Origin of the sequence: Virgibacillus pantothenticus, from assembly GCF_018075365.1 — a bacterium.
GTDB classification, from domain to species: Bacteria; Bacillota; Bacilli; order Bacillales; family Amphibacillaceae; genus Virgibacillus; species Virgibacillus pantothenticus.
On record NZ_CP073011.1, the window covers coordinates 1 to 26,819 of the forward strand.

General features: G+C 38.1%; 21 protein-coding genes, 2 riboswitches and 1 other annotated feature. Of the genes, 19 read left to right on the forward strand and 2 right to left on the reverse strand.

Annotated elements, in window-relative coordinates:
• The 8 genes from dnaA to KBP50_RS00040 all read left to right on the forward strand — a co-directional run bounded on the left by dnaA (position 1) and on the right by KBP50_RS00040 (position 11,808).
• Positions 1 to 1,341 carry a chromosomal replication initiator protein DnaA gene (gene dnaA / locus KBP50_RS00005; protein WP_050350584.1) on the forward strand — a complete coding sequence of 447 codons (1,341 nt, stop codon included), beginning with the start codon at positions 1 to 3 and terminating at the stop codon, positions 1,339 to 1,341.
• Between the two features lie 307 nt (positions 1,342 to 1,648).
• Entirely contained in the window at positions 1,649 to 2,785 is a 1,137-nt protein-coding gene (gene dnaN, locus KBP50_RS00010; RefSeq protein ID WP_050350583.1) for a DNA polymerase III subunit beta, read from the forward strand.
• A gap of 1,190 nt (positions 2,786 to 3,975) precedes the next feature.
• Entirely contained in the window at positions 3,976 to 4,203 is a 228-nt protein-coding gene (yaaA, locus tag KBP50_RS00015) for a S4 domain-containing protein YaaA (protein ID WP_050350582.1), read from the forward strand.
• Positions 4,204 to 4,385: 182 nt separating this feature from the next.
• Positions 4,386 to 5,498 carry a DNA replication/repair protein RecF gene (recF, locus tag KBP50_RS00020; RefSeq protein ID WP_050350581.1) on the forward strand — a complete coding sequence of 371 codons (1,113 nt, stop codon included), beginning with the start codon at positions 4,386 to 4,388 and terminating at the stop codon, positions 5,496 to 5,498.
• 16 nt (positions 5,499 to 5,514) lie between these two features.
• Positions 5,515 to 5,814 carry an extracellular matrix regulator RemB gene (gene remB, locus KBP50_RS00025; protein ID WP_050350580.1) on the forward strand — a complete coding sequence of 100 codons (300 nt, stop codon included), beginning with the start codon at positions 5,515 to 5,517 and terminating at the stop codon, positions 5,812 to 5,814.
• 16 nt (positions 5,815 to 5,830) lie between these two features.
• The gene (gene gyrB, locus KBP50_RS00030) at positions 5,831 to 7,756 is read left to right on the forward strand and encodes a DNA topoisomerase (ATP-hydrolyzing) subunit B (protein ID WP_050350579.1); all 1,926 of its coding nucleotides are present in this window, start codon (positions 5,831 to 5,833) and stop codon (positions 7,754 to 7,756) included.
• A gap of 123 nt (positions 7,757 to 7,879) precedes the next feature.
• Positions 7,880 to 10,384: a DNA gyrase subunit A gene (gene gyrA, locus KBP50_RS00035; RefSeq protein ID WP_050350578.1), complete on the forward strand. Its 2,505-nt coding sequence runs from the start codon at positions 7,880 to 7,882 to the stop codon at positions 10,382 to 10,384.
• Positions 10,385 to 10,731: 347 nt separating this feature from the next.
• Positions 10,732 to 11,808, forward strand: a complete 1,077-nt coding sequence (locus KBP50_RS00040) for an HD-GYP domain-containing protein (protein ID WP_050350577.1) — start codon at positions 10,732 to 10,734, stop codon at positions 11,806 to 11,808.
• Positions 11,809 to 12,231: 423 nt separating this feature from the next.
• On the opposite strand, the gene KBP50_RS00045 is transcribed toward KBP50_RS00040, so the two are convergent.
• Positions 12,232 to 13,179, reverse strand: coding sequence for a YaaC family protein (locus tag KBP50_RS00045; protein WP_050350576.1), 948 nt, complete (start codon positions 13,177 to 13,179; stop codon positions 12,232 to 12,234).
• 226 nt (positions 13,180 to 13,405) lie between these two features.
• Here KBP50_RS00045 and guaB point away from each other — a divergent pair, with 226 nt between their 5' ends.
• From guaB to serS, 5 genes are all read left to right on the forward strand, one after another.
• Positions 13,406 to 14,875: an IMP dehydrogenase gene (gene guaB, locus KBP50_RS00050; protein ID WP_050350575.1), complete on the forward strand. Its 1,470-nt coding sequence runs from the start codon at positions 13,406 to 13,408 to the stop codon at positions 14,873 to 14,875.
• Between the two features lie 673 nt (positions 14,876 to 15,548).
• The gene (locus KBP50_RS00055) at positions 15,549 to 16,880 is read left to right on the forward strand and encodes a serine hydrolase (RefSeq protein WP_050350574.1); all 1,332 of its coding nucleotides are present in this window, start codon (positions 15,549 to 15,551) and stop codon (positions 16,878 to 16,880) included.
• A gap of 37 nt (positions 16,881 to 16,917) precedes the next feature.
• Positions 16,918 to 17,802, forward strand: a complete 885-nt coding sequence (gene pdxS, locus KBP50_RS00060; RefSeq protein WP_072741520.1) for a pyridoxal 5'-phosphate synthase lyase subunit PdxS — start codon at positions 16,918 to 16,920, stop codon at positions 17,800 to 17,802.
• A gap of 18 nt (positions 17,803 to 17,820) precedes the next feature.
• On the forward strand, positions 17,821 to 18,396 hold the full coding sequence (gene pdxT / locus KBP50_RS00065) for a pyridoxal 5'-phosphate synthase glutaminase subunit PdxT (RefSeq protein WP_050350573.1): 576 nt from the start codon (positions 17,821 to 17,823) through the stop codon (positions 18,394 to 18,396).
• 65 nt (positions 18,397 to 18,461) lie between these two features.
• Positions 18,462 to 18,687: a binding site (T-box leader), on the forward strand.
• A 101-nt stretch (positions 18,688 to 18,788) separates the two neighbouring features.
• Positions 18,789 to 20,063: a serine--tRNA ligase gene (serS, locus tag KBP50_RS00070; RefSeq protein ID WP_050350572.1), complete on the forward strand. Its 1,275-nt coding sequence runs from the start codon at positions 18,789 to 18,791 to the stop codon at positions 20,061 to 20,063.
• Between the two features lie 247 nt (positions 20,064 to 20,310).
• Here serS and KBP50_RS00075 read toward each other — a convergent pair whose 3' ends face one another.
• Entirely contained in the window at positions 20,311 to 20,580 is a 270-nt protein-coding gene (locus tag KBP50_RS00075; protein ID WP_050350571.1) for an amphi-Trp domain-containing protein, read from the reverse strand.
• A 419-nt stretch (positions 20,581 to 20,999) separates the two neighbouring features.
• Here KBP50_RS00075 and KBP50_RS00080 point away from each other — a divergent pair, with 419 nt between their 5' ends.
• From KBP50_RS00080 to KBP50_RS00105, 6 genes are all read left to right on the forward strand, one after another.
• On the forward strand, positions 21,000 to 21,350 hold the full coding sequence (locus KBP50_RS00080; protein ID WP_050350570.1) for a DMT family transporter: 351 nt from the start codon (positions 21,000 to 21,002) through the stop codon (positions 21,348 to 21,350).
• 1 nt (position 21,351) lies between these two features.
• Positions 21,352 to 21,666: a DMT family transporter gene (locus tag KBP50_RS00085; protein ID WP_050350569.1), complete on the forward strand. Its 315-nt coding sequence runs from the start codon at positions 21,352 to 21,354 to the stop codon at positions 21,664 to 21,666.
• Between the two features lie 225 nt (positions 21,667 to 21,891).
• Positions 21,892 to 21,997, forward strand: a riboswitch (SAM riboswitch).
• 587 nt (positions 21,998 to 22,584) lie between these two features.
• Positions 22,585 to 22,689, forward strand: a riboswitch (SAM riboswitch).
• A 178-nt stretch (positions 22,690 to 22,867) separates the two neighbouring features.
• Positions 22,868 to 23,899 (forward strand): methionine ABC transporter ATP-binding protein, encoded by a 1,032-nt coding sequence (locus KBP50_RS00090; protein ID WP_050350568.1) that lies wholly within the window; start codon positions 22,868 to 22,870, stop codon positions 23,897 to 23,899.
• Entirely contained in the window at positions 23,889 to 24,539 is a 651-nt protein-coding gene (locus KBP50_RS00095; RefSeq protein ID WP_050350567.1) for a methionine ABC transporter permease, read from the forward strand. The genes KBP50_RS00090 and KBP50_RS00095 overlap by 11 nt, the downstream gene beginning before the upstream one ends.
• A 19-nt stretch (positions 24,540 to 24,558) precedes the next feature.
• Positions 24,559 to 25,377, forward strand: coding sequence for a MetQ/NlpA family ABC transporter substrate-binding protein (locus KBP50_RS00100; RefSeq protein WP_050350566.1), 819 nt, complete (start codon positions 24,559 to 24,561; stop codon positions 25,375 to 25,377).
• Between the two features lie 19 nt (positions 25,378 to 25,396).
• Positions 25,397 to 26,617, forward strand: a complete 1,221-nt coding sequence (locus tag KBP50_RS00105) for a M20 family metallopeptidase (protein ID WP_050350565.1) — start codon at positions 25,397 to 25,399, stop codon at positions 26,615 to 26,617.
• The last annotated feature ends 202 nt before the right edge of the window (positions 26,618 to 26,819 follow it).

The following is a 26,819-nucleotide window of genomic DNA, read 5'->3' on the forward strand; positions in this document are numbered from 1 at the left end:
TTGGAAAATATACAAGAAATATGGATAGCAGCACTTGAAAAAATAGAAGAAAAAATTAGTAAGCCTAGCTTTGATACATGGTTAAAAAACACAAAGGCAGAAGCTTTAGACAAAAATACGTTAATTGTTTCAGCTCCAAATGAATTTGCGAGGGATTGGCTGGAAAATCAATACACTAGACTTATTTCGGAGATTTTAACAGAAATTACTGGATCAGATATTGAAGCAAAGTTTATCATTCCGAATACTGGTACAGAAACAGATGCTAATGCAACAGCAAAGGAAAACAAAACAAATGCCCATAATGAACATCCAAAATCAATGTTAAACGCCAAATATACATTTGATACGTTTGTTATTGGTGCAGGAAATCGATTCGCTCATGCTGCCTCCTTAGCTGTAGCTGAAGCACCAGCAAAGGCTTATAACCCATTATTTATCTACGGTGGTGTTGGATTAGGGAAAACACATTTGATGCATGCAATTGGGCATTATGTCCAAGACCATAATCCAGACGCAAGAGTTGTCTATCTATCATCAGAAAAATTTACCAATGAATTTATTAACGCAATTATGGATAATAAAACCGTTAATTTTCGCAATAAATATCGCAATGTCGATATTTTATTAATTGATGATATTCAGTTTATTGCTGGAAAGGAATCAACGCAGGAAGAATTTTTCCATACATTTAATGCATTGCATGATGATAACAAACAAATCATTATCTCTAGTGACCGTCCTCCTAAAGAAATTCCCACACTAGAAGACCGACTGCGCTCAAGATTTGAATGGGGGCTCATTACAGATATTACACCACCAGATTTAGAAACCAGAATTGCCATTTTAACAAAAAAAGCCAAAGCAGAAGGATTAGACATTCCGAACGAAGTGATGCTGTACATTGCCAATCAAATTGATACAAATATCCGGGAATTGGAAGGTGCCTTAATCCGCATCGTTGCCTATTCGTCTCTCGTTAACCAAGATATTGATGCTTCCCTAGCTGCAGATGCTTTAAAAGATATTATTCCTAGTAATAAACCAAAAGTCATTACCATTGCCAGTATCCAAGAAACGGTTGGCGAAAGATACAACGTTCGATTAGAAGATTTCATAGCAAAAAAACGGACGAAATCCATTGCCTTTCCGCGGCAAATAGCGATGTATCTATCAAGAGAAATGACGGATGCATCCCTACCTAAAATTGGTGAAGAATTTGGAGGAAGAGATCATACAACGGTTATCCATGCTCACGAAAAAATATCAAAACTGATGGAAAACGATACACAATTAGCTAAAGAAATTGAAGAAATTAAAGAACAAATAAAGTCACTTTAAATTATTCGACTACCTAGATCAAAGTAGCTTTCATGCAAAATTTCCAAACTGCAGAATAAGCATACCTTTATTTGTTGTCTCATTTAGCTTGTGCACACTGTGGACAAGTAATGCTTGCTTATGTACACGTTATCCACATGTGAATAACTCACTCTGTTTGTTTATTTAGTAGTTATCCACATATCAACAAGCCTTATTACTATTATTACTGTTTTTATTAAAAATAATTAAATATATGCATGGATGCAGAAAAAAATTAAATCTATTAACAAATGCATAGTAAACTTCCATTAGGAGGATCAAGTATATGAAATTTATTATTCAGCGAGATCAATTGATGACAGCTGTTCAAAACGTGATGAAAGCTATTTCATCTCGTACGGTTGTTCCTATTTTAACGGGAATCAAATTGGAAGCAAGAAAGGATGGTATCACGCTTACTGGTAGTGACTCTGATATTTCCATAGAATCATATATTCCAGCAGAAGAAGATGGGATCGTTCATGTAGATCATATTGAAGAGGGAAGTATCGTTTTACAGTCCAAATATTTTCCAGATATTGTTCGTAAACTACCAGAACAAACGGTTGAGATTGAAGTAGATGAAAATTTAAAAGTAACGATTAAATCTGGCAAAGCAAAATTTAACTTAAATGGACAAGATGCTGAAGAATACCCACAACTCCCTAAATTGCAAACGGATGATAGTTTCGAAATACCGATTGATCTTTTAAAAAGCCTCATTAAGCAAACTGTTTTTGCTGTATCAAGCATGGAAACAAGACCTATTTTAACTGGTGTGAATATGAAATTAGCTGACCAAACGCTCACTTTTTCTGCTACGGACAGTCATCGATTAGCTTCACGGACAGTTCCAGTAACAGAAACGACCAATGAATTCTCTAATGTTGTAGTTCCAGGGAAAAGCCTAAATGAATTAAACAAAATAATTGATGATAGCGAAGAAAAAATTCAAATCAGCGTAACGAGTAACCAAATTTTATTCCGGACAAAGCATTTACAATTTTTATCCAGACTGCTGGATGGAAATTACCCAGAAACATCACGTTTAATTCCAGACCAAAGTAAAACCGTTTTAAATGTGAGGACAAAAGATTTATTGCATACGATTGATCGGGCCTCTTTATTAGCAAAAGAGGAGCGTAATAATGTCGTTCGTTTAACAACAAAAGAAAATAACCGGGTGGAAATAACGAGTAACCATCCGGAGATTGGAAATGTAACCGAAGAAGTGACTATGTCCTCGATGGAAGGCGAGGATCTAAAAATTTCGTTTAGTTCAAAATATATGATTGATGCGTTAAAAGTAATCGATTATGAAGAAGTAAAAATTGCCTTTACTGGTGCAATGCGTCCATTTATTATCCAGCCTGTAGAAGATGATTCCATTTTGCAGCTTATTTTACCAGTACGGACGTATTAAATATCTATCCATTCCATTAGAAAAAAATGCTGTTATATCACTAGAACAACTGATTAAAAAAACGAACAATAAAGTGAAACTTCAATCAGTGAGGGTTTTCTTCATCCCCCACTGATTGTTAGTTGAATGAATCGGGCTTTAACTGGCTGTTGATCCCTTACTTATAATTCTTGAAGTGGTGGTCTTTACAGCCAGTTAACCTGCGATAACATCGGCAATTGCGTATACGCAAGTTTTTAGCATAGGCAAAATATGTAGAATTCGATAGGAAAAGCGGAATATAACTCAGAAAATGATTTTGCTTTCTGAGATATCTGAGACCGTACCTGCGGAAAGCGAAGTATTTTTACATAGCGATGATGGAATTTTTTATAAGGATATGCCCCCTTAAGGTGACAGATTAAAAAATAAAAATCTGTTTTAACTAAGGGGGAGTTTTTATATCCCATTATTCTTATTTAGAACAAAGGCGCAGGGCGCCCGTGTAGCAACGTAGCGAATGGAACGAATCAACTAAAGATAAAGGAATCACGGTGAGGTAACGAACCGATGATGACTTATCGTAGGGCGCATTTCTAAAGTCGCCTAGTTGCTGGGCGCTGAAGCCGGACGTGGCTATTCAGTTATTCCCTTATCCCAAAGCAACAAATTTTATACTTTCTTATCTTTTTAGAAAAACTTGGCTTGTCGCCAAGTCTTATGGCGGAAGCCTTTGTTTTTCTTATACTATAAACAAAGAAATCTTATACTTTCCTATAGTGCAAAAAAATTACCGAAGAAATGCGGGTAGTGGAGTGACAATAGGCTGAACTGAATGATTGTAGAAAAACCGCAAAAAACTTTTTTAAAAATATCCGTACGAAAGGATATGCAAAAACAGCTTCTAAAAACGTATTTAAGGCTCAATACAGTGTTTATTTCAAAAAAGAAGTAGGATGCCTTTCCTTATAGGCAAATCTTTAGTAAAATAGGAATATGAGTGATTGAACGTCATTGCTTTTCAATTAAATTAGATGAACGAATCAAGCATTTAGGTGCTGTTATCTCCCACTTAAACCTGTTGCAGTACAATTATTCAACTTCTGAAGTGGGCGTCTTCCAGCACTTTATATGCCGGATAAAAGGGGTAGACTAGTAATTTATATAACAAAATGGAAACCCCTTTAAAAAAATGAAAACGAGTGATATAGATGTGTGAAAAAATAACGATCCAAACAGAATATATCCCATTGGGTCAATTTATAAAACTAATTAATATTTTAGAATCCGGCGGTATGGTGAAAACCTATTTACAAGATGTTGGTGTACTTGTAAATGGAGAGCGTGAACATCGCCGCGGAAGGAAATTATATAATGGCGACATGGTGGAAATTGATGAAGTTGGTTGTTTTCAAGTCGAACAAGCAAAAGAAGGATAAAAGTATAGAAACCAGCCTTCTTCAGCTAGCATGCCAATGCAAAAAATAAACGCTGTCTTCTCTCCAAAATTGGTACACACAAGCTTTTGATCCTTTCATGAAAATAGAGAGAGTTCTTAATCGTGTGAGACTTTGAAATACCCGCTAGATGAATTATTCCCTGTATTAAAAGAGGATGAAACATGCATATACAACAACTCCAATTAAAAAATTATCGTAATTATGAAAGTCTGGATATTACATTTGATCATACAATCAATGTAATCATAGGCGAAAATGCGCAAGGAAAAACGAACTTGATGGAGGCGATCTACCTATTAGCATTTACAAAATCCCACCGCACTCCCAGGGAAAAGGAACTAGTTAAATGGGAAGAAGAATATGCTAAAATAGAAGGTAGAGTCTCAAAACGAAATCAATCATTTCCGCTAGAAATTGTTATTTCAGCAAAGGGAAAAAAAGCAAAGTTAAATCGAATAGAGCAAAAAAGGTTAAGCGATTATATAGGAGCCTTTAATGTAGTGATGTTTGCTCCAGAGGATTTGACCCTTGTCAAAGGAGCACCACAAATTCGCCGTCGATTTATGGATATGGAGTTAGGTCAAATTCAACCACGTTATATCTATCACTTAGGACAATATCAAAAGATTCTTAAACAACGAAACCATGTATTAAAGCAGTTGCAACGACAATCTAACCAGGATCGAACGATATTGCACGTTTTAACAGATCAACTTATTGAACATGCCGCAACTTTATTAGAAAGGCGGTTTGTTTTTTTGAATTTACTAAGAAAATGGGCTCAGCCGATTCATTATGGCATAAGTCGAAATTTAGAAACCTTGGATATTGCCTATTCTCCAACAATAGAAGTATCAGAAGAAGCAAAGAAGGGAAAAATAGCAGATATATATAGTCGGAAATTTATTGATATTGAAGAGAAAGAGATCGATCGTGGAACTACTCTAATTGGTCCACACCGCGATGATCTGCTGTTTTATGTGAATGATAAAGATGTGCAAATTTATGGATCACAAGGGCAACAGCGCACAACTGCTTTATCCGTTAAATTGGCGGAAATTGAATTGATTTATAACGAAGTTGGCGAATATCCGGTTTTACTGCTTGATGATGTATTAAGTGAATTAGATGATTATCGTCAATCGCATTTGTTACAAACGATTCATGGGAAGGTGCAAACCTTCGTATCAACAACGAGTGTTGATGGTATCCAGCATGAAACATTGAATCAAGCTACTATTTTTCGTGTGAAAGATGGAAAGGTAGAAACATAAATACGGGGGTATCGTCATGTTTATTCATATTGGGAATGATCATGTTATACATTCCAATGATGTTATTGCCATTATTGATTATCACTTAATTTCATCATCGACGATTATGGAGGAATTCATGTCAGCAGCTTATGCAGATAATAAAATAAAAGGCCCACTAGAAGAAGCAAAGTCCATCATGATAACGAAAGATCAAATTTATTACAGCTCTTTGTCTGTATCCACGCTGAAAAAAAGAGCCAGTATGATTTCAACGATCAGTAAGCTTGATGATTTTTCAGACGATATAAAGGAATTGGAATCGGAAGAAGTATAGAAATGGAAGTGAAAACATGTCAATGGAAGATAAAGTCATGAAGGAACAGGCGTACGATGCAGACCAAATACAAGTTTTAGAGGGTTTGGAAGCTGTGCGAAAACGACCTGGAATGTACATTGGTTCTACAAGTGAAAAGGGGTTGCACCATCTTGTATGGGAGATCGTGGATAATAGTATCGATGAAGCTTTAGCCGGTTATTGTGATCATATTGAAGTGACTATTGAAAAAGACAATAGCATTACGGTAAAAGATAACGGACGTGGCATCCCTGTTGATATTCAGAAAAAAACAGGTAGACCAGCTTTAGAAGTCATTATGACTGTACTTCACGCGGGAGGAAAATTTGGCGGAGGTGGTTATAAGGTTTCTGGAGGACTTCATGGTGTTGGTGCTTCTGTTGTAAACGCGCTTTCCTCAAGCTTAGAAGTCTCTGTTCATCGCGACAATAAAATTTATTTCTTAAGGTTTGAGAAAGGTGTCCCACAAGGGGAAATTAAAGTCATTGGTGAAACAGATATTACCGGTACGGTCGTGCATTTTACACCAGATCCAACTATTTTTGATGAAACAACAGAGTATAATTTTGATACATTAACACAGCGGTTACGTGAGCTAGCATTTTTAAATAAAGGACTTACCATTACCATTGAAGATAAGCGTAATGAAACAGAACCCGTCAGCTATTGTTATGAGGGTGGTATTTGTTCTTATGTAGAATTTATTAATCAAACAAAAGAAGTATTGCATGAACCTTTCTATGCGGAAGGCGAAGAGCAAGGTATCTCTGTAGAAGTAGCGATCCAGTATAACGACGGCTTTATGAGCAATTTATATTCCTTTGCCAATAATATTCATACGTACGAAGGTGGTACGCATGAATCTGGATTTAAAACAGGATTAACACGTGTCATAAATGATTACGCGAGAAAAAATAATTTATTTAAAGAAACGGATCCAAATCTGTCTGGTGAGGATGTCCGTGAAGGATTGACGGCGATTGTTTCGATAAAGCATCCGAATCCTCAGTTTGAAGGTCAAACGAAAACAAAATTAGGCAATAGTGAAGTTCGAACTGTAACTGACTCTATTTTTAGTGAGCTATTTTCAAAGTTTCTCTTTGAAAATCCAACCGTAGCTAAAATAATCGTAGAAAAAGGGTTAATGGCATCACGAGCCCGTGATGCAGCTAAAAAAGCTCGAGAATTAACACGCAGAAAAGGTGCTTTAGAAGTCTCCAATTTACCTGGTAAATTAGCAGATTGTTCATCTAAGGATGCATCTATTAGTGAACTGTACATCGTTGAGGGTGACTCAGCTGGTGGTTCAGCGAAGCAAGGGCGAGATCGCCATTTTCAGGCTATTTTACCACTAAGGGGAAAAATTTTGAATGTGGAGAAAGCCCGTTTAGATAGAATTCTATCCAACAATGAAGTACGCTCGATTATTACAGCTCTAGGGACAGGCATTGGCGAAGACTTTGACATCTCCAAGGCGCGTTATCATAAAATTGTCTTGATGACAGATGCTGACGTGGATGGAGCACATATTCGCACATTACTACTTACTTTCTTCTATCGTTATATGCGACCTTTAATTGAGCATGGTTATATATATATTGCACAGCCGCCGCTTTATAAAATTCAACAAGGAAAAGCTGTTCGTTATGCATACAATGACAAAGAAATGGAGCAAATATTAGCGGAATTGCCAAAGACTCCTAAGCCTGGATTACAGCGTTATAAAGGGCTTGGGGAAATGAATGCAACGCAGCTTTGGGAAACGACAATGAGTCCCGATACACGCACATTACTGCAAGTTGAATTGTCTGATGCCATCGATGCTGATCAAATCTTTGATGTGCTAATGGGAGATAAAGTAGAGCCGAGACGAAACTTTATTCAAGAAAATGCACAGTATGTGAAAAACCTTGATATATAGGCTAGCAATTTATAAACCAAATATCCTTTTTATAGACCAATGATTGTCTAGATAAAATGGATCGGAACTCAATGATAAATGAATTTCTGCTTGGATAGATGAGTAAATGGAGGTAGTCGTAAAATGGCGGATCAACAACGTCCAAAAGTACAGGAAATTAATCTCGGACAAGAGATGCGTACATCGTTTCTGGATTATGCAATGAGTGTTATTGTTTCTCGTGCATTGCCTGACGTCCGTGATGGATTAAAGCCTGTACATCGAAGAATATTATATGCAATGAATGATTTAGGAATGCATGCAGATAAAGCGTATAAAAAATCAGCACGTATTGTCGGAGAGGTAATTGGTAAATATCATCCACATGGTGACTCGGCTGTTTACGAAGCAATGGTGCGGATGGCTCAGGATTTCAGCTATCGGAATATGCTAGTAGATGGACACGGGAATTTTGGTTCAGTTGATGGTGATTCAGCAGCAGCCATGCGTTATACAGAAGCAAGAATGTCAAAAATATCCATGGAATTACTACGAGATATTAATAAAGATACGATTGATTATACCGATAACTATGACGGCTCGGAACGAGAACCAGTTGTTTTCCCCGCGCGTTTTCCAAATTTATTAGTGAACGGTGCTTCTGGTATTGCAGTAGGTATGGCAACGAATATCCCGCCACATAATTTAGGGGAAACGATAAATGCTGTACTCGCATTAAGTAAAGATCCTGATATAACCATTGATGAACTGATGGAAGACTATATTCACGGTCCTGACTTTCCAACAGCGGGACAGATTCTTGGCCGCAGTGGTATTCGCAAAGCGTATGAAACAGGTAAAGGCTCGATCACCATTCGGGCAAAAGTTACGATTGATGAAACAGCAAATGGTAAACCAAGGATTATTGCTACAGAATTACCATATCAAGTAAACAAAGCGAAATTAATCGAAAAAATTGCCGAGCTTGTTCGAGATAAACGGATTGATGGAATTACGGATTTGCGTGATGAATCAGACCGTGAAGGATTAAGAGTAGTTATCGAGCTTAGACGTGATGCCAATGCGAATGTTGTATTAAATAATTTATACAAGCATACAGCATTGCAAACAACGTTTGGTATTAATATGTTGGCACTTGTAGGTGGACGTCCAAAAGTGCTAAACATAAAACAATGTCTTGAACATTATTTAGAACATCAAAAAGTGATTATTAAACGCAGAACAGCATTTGAATTACGTAAAGCAGAAGCTCGTGCTCATATTTTGGAAGGGTTGCGTATTGCGTTAGATCATTTAGACGAAGTTATAAAACTTATTCGTAACTCCAAGACAGCAGATGTTGCTCGTAACGGATTAATGGAGCGTTTTGATTTATCTGAGAAGCAGGCGCAAGCTATTTTGGATATGCGTTTGCAACGTTTAACTGGCTTGGAACGGGAAAAAATTGAAGATGAATATAAGGAATTAAAGAAACTAATTGAAGAATTAAAAGCGATTCTTGCAGATGAAGAAAAAGTATTAGAAATCATCCGTGAGGAGCTTACCGAAATTAAAGAACGTTTTAATGATGATCGACGTAGCGAAATAGTAATTGGCGGCAGTGATTTCTTTGAGGATGAGGATTTAATCCCAGAAGAAAATATTGTCATTACGTTAACCCATCAAGGTTATATTAAACGTCTTCCTTCCTCCACGTATCGTACGCAAAAACGCGGTGGTCGCGGGATACAAGGAATGGGAACGAACGAGGATGATTTTGTTGAACATCTCGTTTCCACTTCTACACATGATACGATTTTATTCTTTACCAATAAAGGAAAAGTATACAAAGCGAAAGGTTATGAGATTCCTGAATTTAGTCGAACGGCGAAAGGGATACCAATTATTAATCTTTTGCAAGTTGAAAAAGGTGAATGGGTCAATGCGGTCATTTCTGTTAATGACTATCGGGATGATCAGTTTCTATTCTTTACAACGAAGCATGGTATTTCGAAACGTACGTCCTTAGCGCAATTTGCGAACATCCGCAAAGGCGGGCTAATAGCAGTAGGTCTTCGTGACGAAGATGAGCTTATATCGGTTCGCTTAACGGATGGAACAAAGGATATTATGATTGCAACGAAAAACGGTTACCTTATTCGTTTTCCTGAGAAGCAGGTCCGTCCTATGGGAAGAAATGCAGCCGGGGTAAAAGGAATTTCGTTACGAAAAGATGACGAAGTTGTTTCTATGGAAATTCTACAAGAGGATGCAAAAATTCTCCATGTAACTAATAAAGGTTTTGGTAAGCAGACACCAGAATCAGAATATCGAATTACCAATCGTGGCGGAAAAGGAATTTTTACTTGTAATTTAACCGAAAAAACGGGACATGTCGTAGCAGTAAAGGCAGTGTCTGGAGAAGAAGATTTGATGTTAATTACGGTTGCTGGTGTGCTCATTCGTATTCCTGTAGAAAGTATATCGGTAACAGGTAGAAATACGATGGGGGTTCGGCTAATTCGTTTGCATGATGAGGAGGAAGTAGCAACGGTTGCTCGAATTGATCCAGATGAGGACGAAGAGGAACAAGAAATTACAGATCATGAAGAAGAAGCATCAGAAGAGCCAGAAAGTAGTAATGAATAAAATGTTGATGCGGCTCACTAACCATGTATGAAGTGTAAATAAATTGCAATTGGAGGGCTCGTTGCCCTCCGTTCATGCATGTTCCTTTCATTTAATTATTGTAAAAGCGATTACATTTAACAGTTAGTGGGGCTTTATTCATCTTAGGGATTGTTATTATCGAGAATGGTATGACCCTTAAAGGTCTCTAAATCGAATTAGACATTGGACATGCAGTTAGATTACACGCTTCTCCATCAGGGATTCACATCACAGAATAGAAAGGCAGGCCCTACTGCCAGTTACATACGCGATACATGTATTATAAAGATACATGAACTTTACTCATTTGGGAGGGGGAATTCCACGTGTGGGTGAAATCCAATGAATTGTCACCAGGTTGTGTCTTGCTTCGGGATGTAAAGGGAAAATCACAACGTCCATTAATTCCTAAAAATACAGTGATTACGGAGGAACACATTACGGTCCTGCATAAATTTTTAATTGAAACAGTAGATGTTTCTCCGAAAAAGGCTAGTGGTGAAGCATGGCGTAATGATAATAAGAAAACAGAACAATCAGCACAATCAGCACAACCTGCCACTTCTTTTGAAAGGCATTATCATTATATTGTGCACCAATATAAAAAAATGTTTGTTAAATGGCAGAACGGAGCCGGGGTTGATATTACAGAGGTACGGGCTTTATTTTTACCAATATTAGAAAAAATGGAAGAAGTTAATAAGTTTGTATTTAAGTTACATCAATATGCTAAAAAAGAAGATTATTTATATCATCACCATATAGCGATGGCTATTTTAGCAGCGTATGTAGCATATAAATCAGGCTATCCAAAAGGAGAATGGCTGCAAATAGGCCTAGGAGCTTTGTTAAGTGATTGTGGAATGGCTCGTATTTCTCCAGAAATAATTCATAATAAATCAACGTTAAGTGAAGCAGAAATGGAAGAAATAAAAAAGCATCCAACGTACTCCTACCGATTAACAAAAAACCTACCAATTTTGAAATTAGAAATAAAGCAGGCTATTATACAGCATCATGAACGACTTGATGGTAGTGGTTATCCATTAGGGTTAACAGAAGGAAAAATCAATCGTTATGCACGTATTATTGCTGTTTGTGACACGTATCATGCAATGACAAGCGAACGATGGTACCAGCAAAAGCAATCCCCATTTCAAGTGATAGAAGTACTGCAAAAAGAACAATTCAGCAAACTTGATCCAGAAACCATTCAATCATTTATCCAAATCATGACTCATTTTTCCATTGGAACAAGGGTAAGGCTATCCAATCAAAAATTAGCAGAAATCGTATTTACCGATCACCATAAACCGACGCGTCCCATGGTTCGTCTGGATGAAAATAAGCAGATTATTGCTTTAGACAATCATCCACAGCTGTTTATTGAAGAATTATTGTAATTGAATAAGGAGAAACTTCAAATATGGAGCGTTCTTCATCCCCCTACGGATTGTTAGTATTGTAAGGGTATGACCTAAAAGTTTCTAAACCAATTTGGACATTTCACTTACAGTCGAATTTCACGCTTTCCACTAAGGTTCATCACGTAGTAGGAAAGAAACGGAGACAAAAGCATTTTTATTAAAGTAAAATCCAAACTATATAGAAATGATAGATGATACATTTAACCCGCTTCTGGAAATATGCGTCGTTACGTCGGGCGCTTTTGAGCTTCATCATGCGAACGCGCTGCTTGGTCTCGCCGATGCCTTTCCTCCCGCAGGCGTATACATCTATTTCCGGAACAAAATGACTACACCATTCACTTTTGAAATTACTAGCATCATTATCTTCCAACCGCAGTTACATGCGGGATAAATGAATTAACTATGCTTTTGCTTATATAATTCAGCTGTCAATAAATAAGGAATTTTATAAGCCGTTACTTGTAAAAATTGCTTAATATATGGAAAATCGATATCCGGTTTATTGACAAAGAGATCGCCCCACCATTCTGTTTCATAACGACAAAGCATACTTAAATTGTAAAGCACCAAATAGTGAACCATCACTTCATGAATCGGTAAATAGTCTTCCCGATTGATAGGGAAAAATAATTGTTTTGTTTGCTGATGCATAAAAAAAGGACCATGCGGTTCCGTAATAGGATGCTCTACCTCCATTCGAATCATTTGCTGATCTGAGTCTATATATTTAATCGGCGGCAAATAAGTCCGAATGCGCCGAATAAAAGCAGTTTCTGTTAGATGGTAGTTATCCAACAGACTGATTGGAAATTCAAACAGCGGCGATGAAAGACTTCCTACCGCAACTAAATGTGGGTGGTAATCCAATTGAAAAAGAGCTTGCATTTCTGGAATAAGTGCCAGCAACCCTTGCATGCTGCGTTTTTCAAAAGGAATACGTTGCTGGTATAAGTGCTCTGAAAAATATGGGAATAGCCCATTATGCTGTATTTTTACTTCATCATGCAGAAAACGGTAATTCTTTTTCTTCTTTTTCCTTGCTGTCACGCCATGAGCCAGCAGGTTGGTGGATTCTGGGTATTCAGGTCGTCTTGTCAATAAGCAAGCCTTAATGAGATGAACCATTCCATAAAAATATAGAATAGGTTGCATGAATGGTTCAGACTGCCCCCCTTGCTTATAAAAACGGTTCCCGTGATCCATGTAATAGAGAAAGGCATTACAATTTTCATAACTCTTCATTTCCGCATCTGCCACATTGTGTTGCACATAGCAATGGTGCAAATAGGATTGGGCGGTCTGCTGTGATTGTAAATATCTTAAAAAAATCTCCTCTATACTCATATGAAACAACCTCATAACTATGCAAAAATTTTGAATCCATTTACTTTTTATTTCCATTAAAATCGGGTTGAAAAAGCCACTCTATTGGCGTATTGTATATAAAAATAGCTTTACTTTAGTTTGTGTAAGTACGGATTTACCATACATGTATTTTTCTTCTAGCTTCACATATAGTTATGCACAGGAAACAGGTTACAATTTTAAATCTAAAAAAGGAGGATAACGGATGCGTGAAGATAAGTTTGCTAAAGAAGGTATAACATTTGATGATGTGTTATTGGTGCCTGCCAAGTCCGAAGTATTACCAAAGGATGTGGACGTAAGCACAAAACTAACGGATAAAATCAAATTGCACACACCACTAATGAGCGCAGGAATGGACACGGTGACAGAGGCAAGCTTAGCCATTGCGATGGCTCGTCAAGGCGGTATCGGGATCATTCATAAAAATATGTCCATTGAAGAACAGGCTGAACAGGTGGATCGCGTGAAACGTTCTGAAAGCGGCGTTATTACAAATCCATTCTTTTTGACCCCAGAACATCAAGTATATGACGCAGAACATCTGATGGGGAAATTTCGCATCTCTGGAGTGCCAATTGTAAATAATGTTGAAGAACAGAAGTTGGTAGGTATTTTAACGAATCGTGATCTCCGTTTTATCCAAGATTATTCAATAGCTATTTCCGATGTTATGACAAGTGAACAGCTTGTGACTGCTCCAGTTGGTACCACTTTAGAGGAAGCGGAAAAAATTCTGCAACAATATAAGATTGAAAAGCTTCCACTAGTAGATGGTAACGGCATATTAAAAGGCCTTATTACTATTAAAGATATTGAAAAAGTAATTGAATTTCCTAATGCTGCAAAGGATGTACAAGGAAGGTTATTAGCAGGAGCTGCAGTAGGTGTTACTGGAGACGCAATGAAACGGATTGAAAAGCTTGTTGAAGCAGGTGTAGACGTAATTGTGATTGACACCGCCCATGGGCATTCTAGTGGGGTGATTGAACAAGTGAAAGCAGTAAGAAAAATGTATCCAGATTTGGATATTATTGCTGGAAATGTGGCAACAGCGGCAGCAACAGAAGCCTTAATTGAAGCTGGAGCATCCATTATTAAAGTAGGAATTGGTCCAGGGTCGATTTGTACGACAAGAGTTGTAGCAGGTGTCGGTGTTCCACAAATTACTGCCGTTTATGATTGTGCAAAAGCTGCAGCAGCATATGGTGTACCTGTTATTGCAGATGGAGGCATTAAATACTCAGGTGACATTGTAAAAGCTTTAGCAGCAGGAGCACATGCTGTTATGCTTGGAAGTATGTTTGCAGGGGTTACCGAAAGCCCTGGAGAAACAGAAATTTTCCAGGGTAGACAATACAAGGTCTATCGTGGAATGGGATCTGTAGGTGCGATGAAAGCAGGCTCTAAGGATCGTTATTTCCAAGAGGATTCAGAAGTTAAAAAGCTCGTCCCTGAGGGAATTGAGGGTCGAGTAGCTTATAAAGGACCGTTAGCAGATACCATCCATCAATTAGTCGGTGGTCTTCGTTCTGGAATGGGGTATTGCGGTACGCCGACTATTGAAAAATTACGCCAGGATGCACAATTTGTTCGAATTACAAATGCCGGTTTAAGGGAAAGTCATCCACATGATGTACACATTACCAAAGAAGCACCAAATTATATTGTATAAGTGCGTGTGCAAAAACGAGGTAAAAAATATCAAGTTCGGCTAAGGTCTCAAGCGTCCATGAAACAGAAAAACACTTTTTCTGTGTGCGGTGTATTACTGTTATAGCTTTTCGTATCTTGTTCAGGCGCCTATACTAACCCATCTTGTGCACCTTGAGTTCACGGCGGTGAAGTTTCGAGTAGTGCGCTTGTACAATGATGTATTGATTTCTATAATTGCACAAGACGTGGTCGATTTTAGTAGAATACAGCAGATACATGAGCACTAGTATAGGTATCCTTGAAAACCCATTCTCATGCAGGAAAAGGGGTAATCTATTTCCAAGGAACGGAAAAACAAGCCAACTAGAAACGTTGATGTGCCATTGTTCGTACATTTTTTGAACAATCTGTATGAAGATAGCAACAAAAAAATAGATGTGGGATACATCCCCATCTATTTTTTTATCTTTTAATGTGGTAAAATATCTAAGTGCACGAAAAAATGTGTACGCTATTCTTCGTGTGTTTGTTCAAAAAAGAAAGACCGATATGTTGGGTAAAGGATCTAGCGAGGTTACTGTTGATAGTAGAATCGCTGTACATAACTAATACTGTCAACGATATCGGCAGCAAACTTTTTGGACAGCCACTTATAGAAAAAAAGGTTAAACTACAGTTGGGGGTACAAGAAATTGAAACATGTTATTCAAAAAAGTTTCTTCATTTTTCTGGCAGTTGTTGTAATGGCGTTTTCCATAGCAGTACAGCCATTATCAATCCAAGCTGCAGAAGTAGATCTTGAAGCAGAATCTGCTATCTTGGTAGATGCAAATACAGGGAAAATTCTATTTGCTAAAAATGCAGATAAATTGTTTCCTCCAGCTAGTATGACCAAAATGATGACAGAGTATTTAGTATGGGAAGCTGTTGAAAAAGGTCAAATCAGCTGGGATACAACAACACAAATTAGCGACTACCCATACAGCATTTCGGCAGATTCAAATTTCTCCGGAATTGGATTAAAGCAAGCGAAGGAGTATAAAGTAAAAGATCTCTATCATGCTATGGCGATTTACTCGGATAATGCAGCTTCCATTGCTCTTGCTGAGCTTATTGCAGGTTCAGAAGGAGAATTCGTCAAATTAATGAATAAAAAGGGCGAAGAGATGGGACTCAAGGATTTTGAATTTGTCAATTCAACTGGAATTGAAAATAAATCGTTAGGAGACAATCATCCAAAAGGGACAGACCCAAATGGTGTAAATTACCTTTCTGCAAAATCCGCTGCTTTACTAGCCTACCATCTTATTCATGATTATCCAAAGGCGTTGGAAATTTCAAGCAAGCCGACTGTGGAATTTGATGGACAGGAGCTTCGTAATATAAATTGGATGCTGCCGCATGACAAGGCTAATTTTAAGAAGTTCTATTACGAAGGCGTAGATGGTTTAAAAACAGGTTATACAGATTTAGCAGGGTATACTTTTACAGGAACTGCCAAAAAGGGAGATCGTCGCTTAATATCTGTTGTGATGAAAACAGAAAGTGAACCAAAGCGCTTTGAACAAACTGCTAGATTATTAGATTATGGTTTTCAAAAATTTGAAGACACGGAAATTTTCCCTGCTGGATATCAACTGGAAGATAAAGCCACTCTTCCAGTAGCAAAAGGAAAAAAAGATGATGTGCGTATATCAATCGCAGAATCTGTAACTTTACCGATTAAACCAGATGAGAAAGATTCATATGAAATAGAATATACGATTGATAAAGACAAATTGAATAAAGATGGTGAATTAACCGCTCCTGTTAAAAAAGGTGAAAAAATCGGCACGGCGCAAATTACTTATAAAGGTGAAAATGACTATGGATATATCACCAAAGATAGTAATAGCACAGTAGATATCGTAACCGATAGCGCTGTAGAGAAATCCAATTGGTTTATGTTAACAATGAGTGCAATAGGTGATTTCTTTGCTGATCTATTCCATACAGTGGTAGACTGGATTAAAGGTTTATTCTAAGAACACGCGATGAGAATAAGATTAGGGGGAGATAGCTTTGTCAAATATAGGAACAGATCGTGTAAAACGCGGCATGGCAGAAATGCAAAAGGGCGGCGTCATTATGGATGTTGTCAACGCAGAGCAGGCAAAAATTGCTGAGGAAGCAGGAGCAGTAGCCGTTATGGCGCTTGAACGTGTGCCTTCCGATATTCGGGCAGCCGGTGGGGTCGCTCGAATGGCAGATCCGACTATTACAGAGGAAGTACTTGGAGCAGTATCCATTCCAGTAATGGCAAAGGCACGGATTGGGCACATTACGGAAGCTCGCGTGCTAGAAGCAATGGGTGTGGACTATATTGATGAAAGTGAAGTCTTAACCCCTGCTGATGATATTTATCATATTAATAAATCAGATTTTACAGTTCCGTTTGTTTGTGGATGCCGAAATCTTGGTGAAGCTGCCCGTCGTATAGGAGAAGGCGCTTCTATGCTAAGAACTAAGGGAGAACCTGGTACTGGGAACATTGTAGAAGCTGTACGCCATATGCGTCAGGTACAATCGGAAATTCGTATGTTGACAGCAATGTCTCGTGATGAGGTCATGACATATGCAAAGGAAATCGGTGCGCCATTTGAATTATTGCTCGAGATTCGTGAAGAAGGCCGACTACCTGTTGTTAACTTTGCAGCAGGAGGTATTGCTACTCCGAGTGATGCAGCACTTATGATGGAATTAGGAGCTGATGGTGTATTCGTAGGCTCTGGTATATTTAAATCAGCAAACCCAGCTAAATTTGCAAAAGCCATTGTTGAAGCAACAACACATTATCAAGATTATAAATTAATCGCAGAATTATCCAAAGATCTTGGAGAGGCGATGAAGGGTCTTGATATGGGAACGATTGAGGCTCATGATCGGATGCAAGATCGCAGCGAGTAAGAAAGAAGGAATTTTCTTATGACAACGATTGGTGTACTGGCATTGCAAGGAGCAGTTCGCGAGCATATTCGATCTATTCGAGCATGTGATGCTCAGGCAATAGAGATAAAAAGAAAAGAACAGTTAGCGGAAATAGATGGTTTAATTTTGCCAGGTGGTGAAAGCACGACCATTAGACGGTTAATGGATAGCTATGGGTTTTTCACGGCCATTCAAGATTTTGCACGTCAAGGTAAACCAATCTTTGGCACATGTGCTGGAATGATTATCATGGCCAAATTGATTCAGGGACAAGCAAAAGCGCATCTTGGTCTCATTGATATGACAGTTGCCCGGAATGCATTTGGACGTCAAGTGGCAAGTTTTGAGGCAGAAATCAACGTGGCTGGTATTGCGGACGACTTCCGTGCAGTGTTTATTCGTGCTCCATATGTGGTGGAAGTAGGGGACGACGTGGAAATTCTTGCTGCGTATAAAGAACATATTGTCGCTGTTCGTCAAGGACCATTTATAGCTACAGCCTTTCACCCAGAATTAACGGATGACCATCGGTTAATTTCCTATTTTATGGATATGGTAGCTCAAGCCAAATAATAATTTGTTTATGCCGGTTGCGTACGTATAAAAAATCAGCTATGATAGAAGATAATAAGAAGACATAAACAGTATTGACAGGAAATAGTAGTAGTTTGTTTTTCAGTAGAGAGTCGGTGGTTGGTGGAAATCGATGTAAAACAGCTATGAATCCATCCTTGAACTGGTTTATCGAACACTTTGATAGAGTAAATAAACCCGGTTACGTGCCGTTATCACGATAAGCTGGAAGAGTGCAGTGATGTGTTCTTCAATCAGGGTGGCAACGCGGGTAAAGCTCTCGTCCCTAATCTAATGGGACGGGAGTTTTTTGTGTTGGTAAGCTACGTATCACGTTTATAAACGTAATATAAAGAAAAATTCATTTTTAATTCATATAAGGAGGCAGTAATATGCTGGATATGAAATTTTTACGTCATCATTTTCAAGAAGTAAAGCAAAAGTTACAACATCGTGGTGAGGATTTATCAGAACTGGATCACTTTGGTGAATTGGATGAAAAACGTCGTCAGCTGATTTCAGAAACAGAACAATTAAAGGCAAAGCGAAACGAAGTATCGAAGCAGATTTCTGTGTTGAAGCGAGAGAAGAAAGACGCAGAGCCAGCCATTAAGGAAATGCGTGAAGTAGGCGATAAAATTGCTGTTTTAGATAGTGAATTAAAACAAATTAATGAACAGCTGGAGCAAATCATGCTATCCATCCCTAATATTCCTCATGAAAGTGTCCCAGTTGGGGAAGATGAAGAGGATAATATAGAGGTTCGAACTTGGGGAGAGAAGGCGGCATTTACCTATGAGCCAAAGCCTCATTGGGATATAGCAACAGATTTGGATATTGTTGATTTTGAACGGGCAGGAAAAGTAACTGGAAGCCGGTTCGTATTTTATAAGGGACTTGGTGCAAGGTTAGAGCGTGCATTATGGAATCTGATGATGGATGTACATGTCGATGAACATGGCTATGAAGAAATGCTACCTCCACAAATTGTGAACCGTACTAGTATGACAGGAACAGGGCAACTACCTAAATTTGCTGAAGATGCATTTAAGCTAGAAGAATGGGATTATTATTTAGCTCCGACTGCAGAAGTACCAGTAACGAATTATTATCGTGATGATATTTTAAAGGTAGATGATTTACCGAAAAAATTCGCTGCCTTTAGTAGCTGCTTTCGTTCTGAGGCAGGATCTGCGGGAAGAGATACAAGAGGTCTTATCCGTCAGCATCAATTTAATAAAGTCGAGCTTGTCCATTTTGTAAAACCTGAAGAATCGTATGAAACATTAGAAAAGTTAACGAATCACGCAGAGAAGATATTACAATTATTAGAGCTTCCATATCGTGTGATGAGTATGTGTACAGGGGATTTAGGTTTCACAGCAGCCAAGAAATATGATATTGAAGTCTGGATTCCGAGTCAGCATACGTATCGTGAGATTTCTTCTTGCTCTAATTTTGAAGACTTCCAGGCAAGACGTGCCAATATTCGTTTCCGTAGAGAACCAAAAGCAAAACCGGAATTTGTCCATACGTTAAATGGATCTGGCTTAGCCGTTGGCCGTACAGTTGCCGCTATTTTAGAAAATTATCAGCAAGAGGATGGAACGATTGTTATTCCAACTGCATTACATCCTTATATGGGTGGGAAAGAAGTCATTCAATAAGCGAAGTCAACCATTATCCATATGGTTTGTCGAATCTTTTGTGTGTCAACCAAATGATAAGTAGAGAGAAAAGTCGCAACTCATTTCATTAACGACAGGTGCAAAAACAGCTAAAGCACCTTATTTCAACAAGGGAAACAAAAAGCTTGAAAGATAACAGCAAATATCCGCGGATGCAAAAAGTTTAGGCTTAATCAGCGTTTCATCCGCGGATAAAGTTATTTTGATTGCATAACGACTACGAACATTATTCTATTTTTAATGGGGCTTTTTCTGCTCCTTCATGCCATTCCAGTTCAAATTCAAATTCGTATTTTCCATTTCTTTCTTCGAGTTCGATTTCCACTGTGACAGATTCTGCTGGCTGTACGATTTGTGACTGTTCACCTTGGTGAAGCGTAAAAGAACCTTCTTCTTTTAATTTTGTCGCAATGGTTTGGAGCATCACTGCTGCCTGGTCTCTTTCCATTTTTTTCTTATACTTCACCAGCACGTTCGTTCTGTTTCTATTAGCCATGACGACACCCCCTCCTTTTTGCTTTATATATAGTATTCTTCTACAAAAAAGTGCAAAACCCTCTTAAATTCGAGTTTTTATAGAGATTGTTCAAAAAGTAGGCTCTATACTAAAATAGTACATTACTGCGTCGTTTACCGGTACCCTTTTGAAAACTTAACATATTCCAACTCTTAATTACGTTGAAAGTTATAGCTTTATTTATTCTAACAATCATAGTTTATAGTAATAGACTTAACTTTTATTTAGAATGCGTTTTGAAACAGCCTTTCGTCGATTTCGATATTTTGTGCCCATAGTAGTCATTCGGCGATAATAATACCTTCTTTTTATCAAACATTGAATCAGTTATCCGCCCCTATTAAGGATGTTTTTCTTCCTGTGGTAAAATATACGTGAAGGAGGATGAGTATTATCAAATGGCATGGTTATATGTTCTCTTCGCTGCTATTGTTGAAGTGTTTTGGGTGATTGGTTTAAGATATTCGCAAACATTTTGGGAATGGATTGGTACGATCATAATGATTATTTTCAGCTTCTACTTTGTGATTAAAGCATGCGAAAAATTACCTTCTGGCACTGTCTATGCTGTTTTTACAGGTTCTGGAGCTGCTGCTATTGTATTGATTGACTTTATTGTTTTTGGAGCAGATTTTTCGATTACAAAACTAATTTTTATCGGCTTAATTATTATTGGAGTAGTGGGGATTAAAATAACGACAGACGAGAAACAAGAAAAGTTTAAAACCCCTTCAGACGGAGGAGATTAATTTGGCATGGGTGTATCTTATTATTGCAAGCCTTGGAGAAATTTTTGGTGTCATGAGCATAAATTTTTATAATCAGAAAAAAAGCATTGGGCGACTATTTGCTGTTGTTATCACTTTTGGATTCGGATTTTATTTTTTGTCATTAGCAATGAAGGAAATTCCACTAGGAACGGCATATGCCATTTGGACAGGATTAGGGGCAGCTGGTGCTGTCTTAATGGGCATCCTCTTTTTTAAAGAGTCGGCAGGGTGGAAACGTATGTTATTTCTAAGTTTTATCATTGCGGGGGCGGTAGGTTTAAAAGCGATTGAATAAGTGAAGCAAAGAAGATTGTGTATAAGTAAAGCTGTTTTGATTGTAAATTCGTACAGCTATATATGAAGAATTGTAACTACTGGAAAGAATCTAAAGTGGAAATATTGAGGGTTATAACAGTGTCGTGAAAAATCTGACACATGTCTATTTAAAAAACTATTTGACAGGTAAAGGAAACCGTAGTATGATATAAAACAATATCCTGAAAAGTAAATATAATATTACTTCTTATTCAGAGAGGTGGAGGGAATTGGCCCTTAGAAGCCTCGGCAGCGGACTATTGATAGTACTGTGCCAAATCCAACAAGCAGGTAAGCTTGAAAAATAAGAAGAGGATCCATAGATTGGAAATCCCTTCTTAATCACATAAGGAGGGATTTCTTTTTTTATAAGATAAGAAACCAGCATGGCTCACCTAGAGCGCGAGCCACCATCTATCATGAAAAAACTTTTGCTTTATAATGTTTAGATTCTGAAATACTACCTAAGATAAATAAGTTATATAATGGTAAATAGCGTTTTTTTCATACAAAAGTATAAAATTAGATGCTTGGGGATAAAAAAATAACTGGATAGCCACGTCCGGCTTCAGCGCCCAGCGACTAGGCCGCCCTACGATAAGTCATCATCTGTCCGTCGCTAAGAGGAAGGCCGTCTAAAAACGGGCTTGCCGCCCACACGTCGGCATACCCCTGTTAGTGGCATGATTCCTTTATCTTTAGTTGATTCGTTTCATTCGCTACGTTGCTAAACGGGCGCCCCGAGCCTTTGTTCGATAATATAGGAAAAGAGTTATATAAATTTATGACCTTGAACCATTAGATTGACACGGAACTTAACGCGTGTAGCATGTTAATATTCTTATCCATTAAAAAAAGCTTTAACATGTGGTTAAGCTATACTTTTACAATTGAATACTTCTTATCCAGAGAGGTGGAGGGACTGGCCCTTAGAAGCCTCGGCAGCGGACTAATATATAGTACTGTGCCAAATCCAGCAAACATGTTGTTTGAAAGATAAGAAGAGGATACTCATATAATAAAACCTCTTCTTTCGAAAGGGGTATTTTTTATGGCGATAAAATGAAATGTATGAGTAGATCCGATCTAAGCTAGGTGGAGTAAGGTTCTAAAGCATTGTTTCACATGGAACAAATTTTTAAGTAAAACAATTCTAAAAATAAGTATGGGGGAATTGCTTGATGATTACATTTGATCATGTAACAAAAGTGTATGAAGGAAAAGATCGGCCAGTCAAAGCGCTAGATGACGTCGATTTACAGGTGGAAAAAGGAGAAATCTACGGTGTTATCGGATTTAGTGGTGCAGGAAAAAGCTCCCTTATTCGTTGTGTGAATCTATTAGAGCGACCTACTTCTGGTAAAGTGATGGTTGATGGAAACGACTTATTAAGTCTTTCCGCTAAAGAATTGCGTGAAGCTAAGCGAGATATTGGGATGATTTTTCAGCATTTTAATCTTTTAAATTCTAAAACGGTGTATACAAATGTCGCGATGCCCCTATTGGTAGCAAAAGTGGCGAAGGAGGAAGTAAAGAAACGTGTCATGGATTTACTCACTTTTGTTGGTTTAGAAGATAAAGCAAATAGTTATCCAGAGCAACTGTCGGGAGGACAAAAACAACGGGTTGGAATTGCGCGTGCCTTAGCAACGAAGCCAAAAGTACTTTTATGCGATGAGGCGACATCAGCACTTGATCCAGAAACAACAAAAGCTATTTTACAGTTGTTGAAGCAAGTGAATCAAGAATATGGAGTAACGATTTTGATGATTACCCATGAAATGAATGCGATTCGAGAGATTTGCGATAAAGTTGCTGTCTTAGACAAAGGAAAAATCGTGGAAGCAGGAAGTGTGTTTGATGTGTTTTCTAAACCGAAAACAGCAGTAACTGCTAAGTTTGTCCGTTCGGTAATGCATGATACGATACCTGATTCAGTCTATTCATTGCTTAACAATCAGACAGCAGGCAGACATATCTATCGGATTGTATTTGTCGGAAATAGCGCTGGGAAACCTTTATTATCGCAAATCGCTAAAACGTATGCAGTGGACGTCAATATTTTATTTGGCAATATAACAGAATTACAAGGTGTTCCTTTAGGCAATTTAATTGTTCAATTTTCAGGGGATGAGAAAGAAATAAAGCGGGCTATGATGTATATTCATCAACAAAAGATTACGGTAAAGGAAGTGTTGGCAAATGTTAGTTGACCAGCAACAAATAGTACAGGCGCTTTGGGAAACAATTGTCATGGTCGGTGTGTCATTGCTATTTTCATTTCTTATCGGGCTTGTATTAGGTGTTTTATTAGTAGTAACGAGAAAAGGTCATTTATGGGAAAACAAAGTTGTTTTCACCATCTTGAATGCAGGGATTAATATCTTTCGTTCCATTCCATTTATTATTTTGATGGTTGCTGTCATCCCATTTACAAGACTTGTTGTCGGAACATCCATCGGGACAGCGGCAGCAATTGTACCAATGATTCTATTTGCTGGTCCTTATATTGCGCGATTAATTGAAAATTCATTGCTTGAAGTTGATCCGGGAGTTATGGAAGCAGCACAGGCAATGGGAGCTACACCATGGCAGATTATGATACGTTTTCTTCTGCCAGAAGCATTAAGTTCTTTGCTACTAGGAATTACTATAGCAACCATTGGTTTAGTAGGCGCATCGGCAATGGCTGGAGCAGTCGGTGGTGGAGGTCTCGGCGATTTAGCGATTACATATGGCTACCAGCGATTTGACACGGTTGTTATGTTCCTTACTGTAGGCATTCTTATCATAATGGTGCAAGGATTACAATCAATCGGAAATTATCTTTCCAAACGAGTGAGAAGAAGATAAACAAAAGGAGTTGTTTAAAATGAAAAAAGTAACGTTCATATTTTTCCTATTAATTACATCGGTCATTATCAGTGCATGTTCCAGTAGTGAAGCCAGTTCAACGGTGAAGGTGGGAATTAGCGGTTCTGATACGTCAATCTGGGATTATGTAGCAGAAAAAGCGAAAAAAGAAGGAATTAACGTCGAAATTGTCCGCTTTTCCGATTATGTTCAACCTAATTTGGCTTTAGCAGAAGGAGAGATTGATGCAAATGCATTCCAAACAGTTTCTTATTTCGATGCCTTTATTAAAGAGCATGATTTAGATTTAACGCCTATAGCGACAACGGTAATTGCCCCAATGGGGTTATATTCAGAAAAGCATGATAAACCAGAGGACATTCCTAAAGGCGGAACAATTGCCTTAGCTAAAGAAGCTACGAATATGGGCAGAGGCTTATTATTGCTACAGGATGCTGGTTTGATAAAATTGGCTGACGATTTTGATGGCAATGGTTCGTTAGATAAAATCGTTGAAAATCCAAAAAATCTTCAATTTGAATTACTTGTAGCTGGGCAAACACCAAGAGTGCTCCCAGATGTGGATGCTTCGATTATAAATAATGGGATTGCAGTCGATGCAGGCTTAAGCCCGTTGGCTGACTCGATTTTCCATGAGGATGAAACGGCAACTCCGTATATAAACATTATTGCTGTTCAGGAAAAAGATAAAAACGACAAAGTACTAAAAAAGCTTGCTGACATTTATCAGACGGACGATGTGGCAAAATTTATTGAAAAGGAACGTGATGGGAATTCCATTCCAACGTTTGTACCGTTAAGTGAGATTGGATATTAATTTAAAATGAGGTGAACTAATGGGAATTACTACAGAATCTACTACTATTTGGAAACAAGAAATTGCAGCTAATATGGAGGAAAATAAGACAAGGTATATTACGATTAGTCATGATATTCATGCACACCCTGAGATTGGGAATCAGGAAACATACGCTGCCAAAACATTGACAGATATACTAGTGGAAAACGGATTTGAAGTGGAATTGGATGTGGCGGGTCACCCAACCGCCTTTATTGCTAAAAAGAAAAGTCCAATAAAGGGAAGAACGATTGCCTTTTTAGCTGAATATGACGCATTACCAGAGATTGGGCATGCCTGTGGTCATAATCTGATTGGTACAATGAGTGTTGGCGGTGCTATAGGTTTAAGTCAAGTGATAAATGAAGTGGGAGGTGAAGTAATTGTCTTTGGCACACCTGCTGAAGAAGGTGGACCAAATGGAAGTGCGAAGGGAAGTTTTGTCAAAGCTGGATTGGTTGAAACGATTGATGCAGCGATTATGATTCATCCTGGTGCAGAAACGAATCTAACCGGCCCTACCCTTGCTGTCGATCCGCTGGATTTCGAGTTTTTTGGCAAAACTGCCCATGCCTCTGCTCACCCAGAGCAAGGAATTAATGCGTTAGATGGCGTAATCCAACTCTTTAATGGCATTAACGCATTACGTCAGCATGTTGCAAATGATGTGCGCATACATGGTATTATTACGGATGGAGGCGATGCTCCTAACGTCGTACCGAATTACGCAAAGGCTAGGTTCTTCATTCGGGCGGCCACAAGAGAAACATTAAATGAGGTAACGGAGCGAGTAAAAGCAATTGCGGAGGGTGCAGCTATGACGACGGGTGCAAAAGTTAAGATATCCGCATTTCAAAATGAGGTGGACAATTTTATTCTGAATGAAAGTATGGATGCCATTTTTAAAACAGAAATAGAGCAATTAGGAGAGACGGTTCATAAAAGACAGTCAAAAGCTTTAGGCTCCACAGATGCAGGGAATATTAGCCAAGTAGTCCCTACCATTCATCCACATATTAAAATTGGCCCAAGTGATTTGATTGGCCATACGACTCTTTTTCGAGAAGCTGCAAAATCAAAGCAAGCTGATAAAGCACTAATTGTGGGGGCAAAAGCAGCAGCGTTCACAGCATTAAAGCTGTTAACAGATGATGCAGCTTATGAGCGAGTGCATAAGGAGTTTATCAGTAAAAAATCAAGTAGGATATGTTTGGTTTAACAAATGTATCTTGACTGACAATTGGTTTAGCAAAAAATCCCATTTAAAGCTATTCCATCCCCACTACTAGAATTTATTAGAAATTTTCAATGACCCCTAGTGGGAACATCGGTTAACGGGCTCCTTTTTAATTAAATGATAAATAAGATCTATTGGTTTTAAAGGGAACTTATTTGTAGACTGTACGTATAAGGACTAAACG

Coding starts and splice junctions, on each gene's coding strand:
- dnaN (WP_050350583.1), top strand. CDS start 1,649: ATGAAATTTATTATTCAGCGAGATCAATTGATGACAGCTGTTCAAAAC.
- yaaA (WP_050350582.1), top strand. CDS start 3,976: ATGTGTGAAAAAATAACGATCCAAACAGAATATATCCCATTGGGTCAA.
- recF (WP_050350581.1), top strand. CDS start 4,386: ATGCATATACAACAACTCCAATTAAAAAATTATCGTAATTATGAAAGT.
- remB (WP_050350580.1), top strand. CDS start 5,515: ATGTTTATTCATATTGGGAATGATCATGTTATACATTCCAATGATGTT.
- gyrB (WP_050350579.1), top strand. CDS start 5,831: ATGTCAATGGAAGATAAAGTCATGAAGGAACAGGCGTACGATGCAGAC.
- gyrA (WP_050350578.1), top strand. CDS start 7,880: ATGGCGGATCAACAACGTCCAAAAGTACAGGAAATTAATCTCGGACAA.
- KBP50_RS00045 (WP_050350576.1), bottom strand. CDS start 13,179: ATGAGTATAGAGGAGATTTTTTTAAGATATTTACAATCACAGCAGACC.
- guaB (WP_050350575.1), top strand. CDS start 13,406: ATGCGTGAAGATAAGTTTGCTAAAGAAGGTATAACATTTGATGATGTG.
- pdxT (WP_050350573.1), top strand. CDS start 17,821: ATGACAACGATTGGTGTACTGGCATTGCAAGGAGCAGTTCGCGAGCAT.
- serS (WP_050350572.1), top strand. CDS start 18,789: ATGCTGGATATGAAATTTTTACGTCATCATTTTCAAGAAGTAAAGCAA.
- KBP50_RS00075 (WP_050350571.1), bottom strand. CDS start 20,580: ATGGCTAATAGAAACAGAACGAACGTGCTGGTGAAGTATAAGAAAAAA.
- KBP50_RS00080 (WP_050350570.1), top strand. CDS start 21,000: ATGGCATGGTTATATGTTCTCTTCGCTGCTATTGTTGAAGTGTTTTGG.
- KBP50_RS00090 (WP_050350568.1), top strand. CDS start 22,868: ATGATTACATTTGATCATGTAACAAAAGTGTATGAAGGAAAAGATCGG.
- KBP50_RS00095 (WP_050350567.1), top strand. CDS start 23,889: ATGTTAGTTGACCAGCAACAAATAGTACAGGCGCTTTGGGAAACAATT.
- KBP50_RS00100 (WP_050350566.1), top strand. CDS start 24,559: ATGAAAAAAGTAACGTTCATATTTTTCCTATTAATTACATCGGTCATT.
- KBP50_RS00105 (WP_050350565.1), top strand. CDS start 25,397: ATGGGAATTACTACAGAATCTACTACTATTTGGAAACAAGAAATTGCA.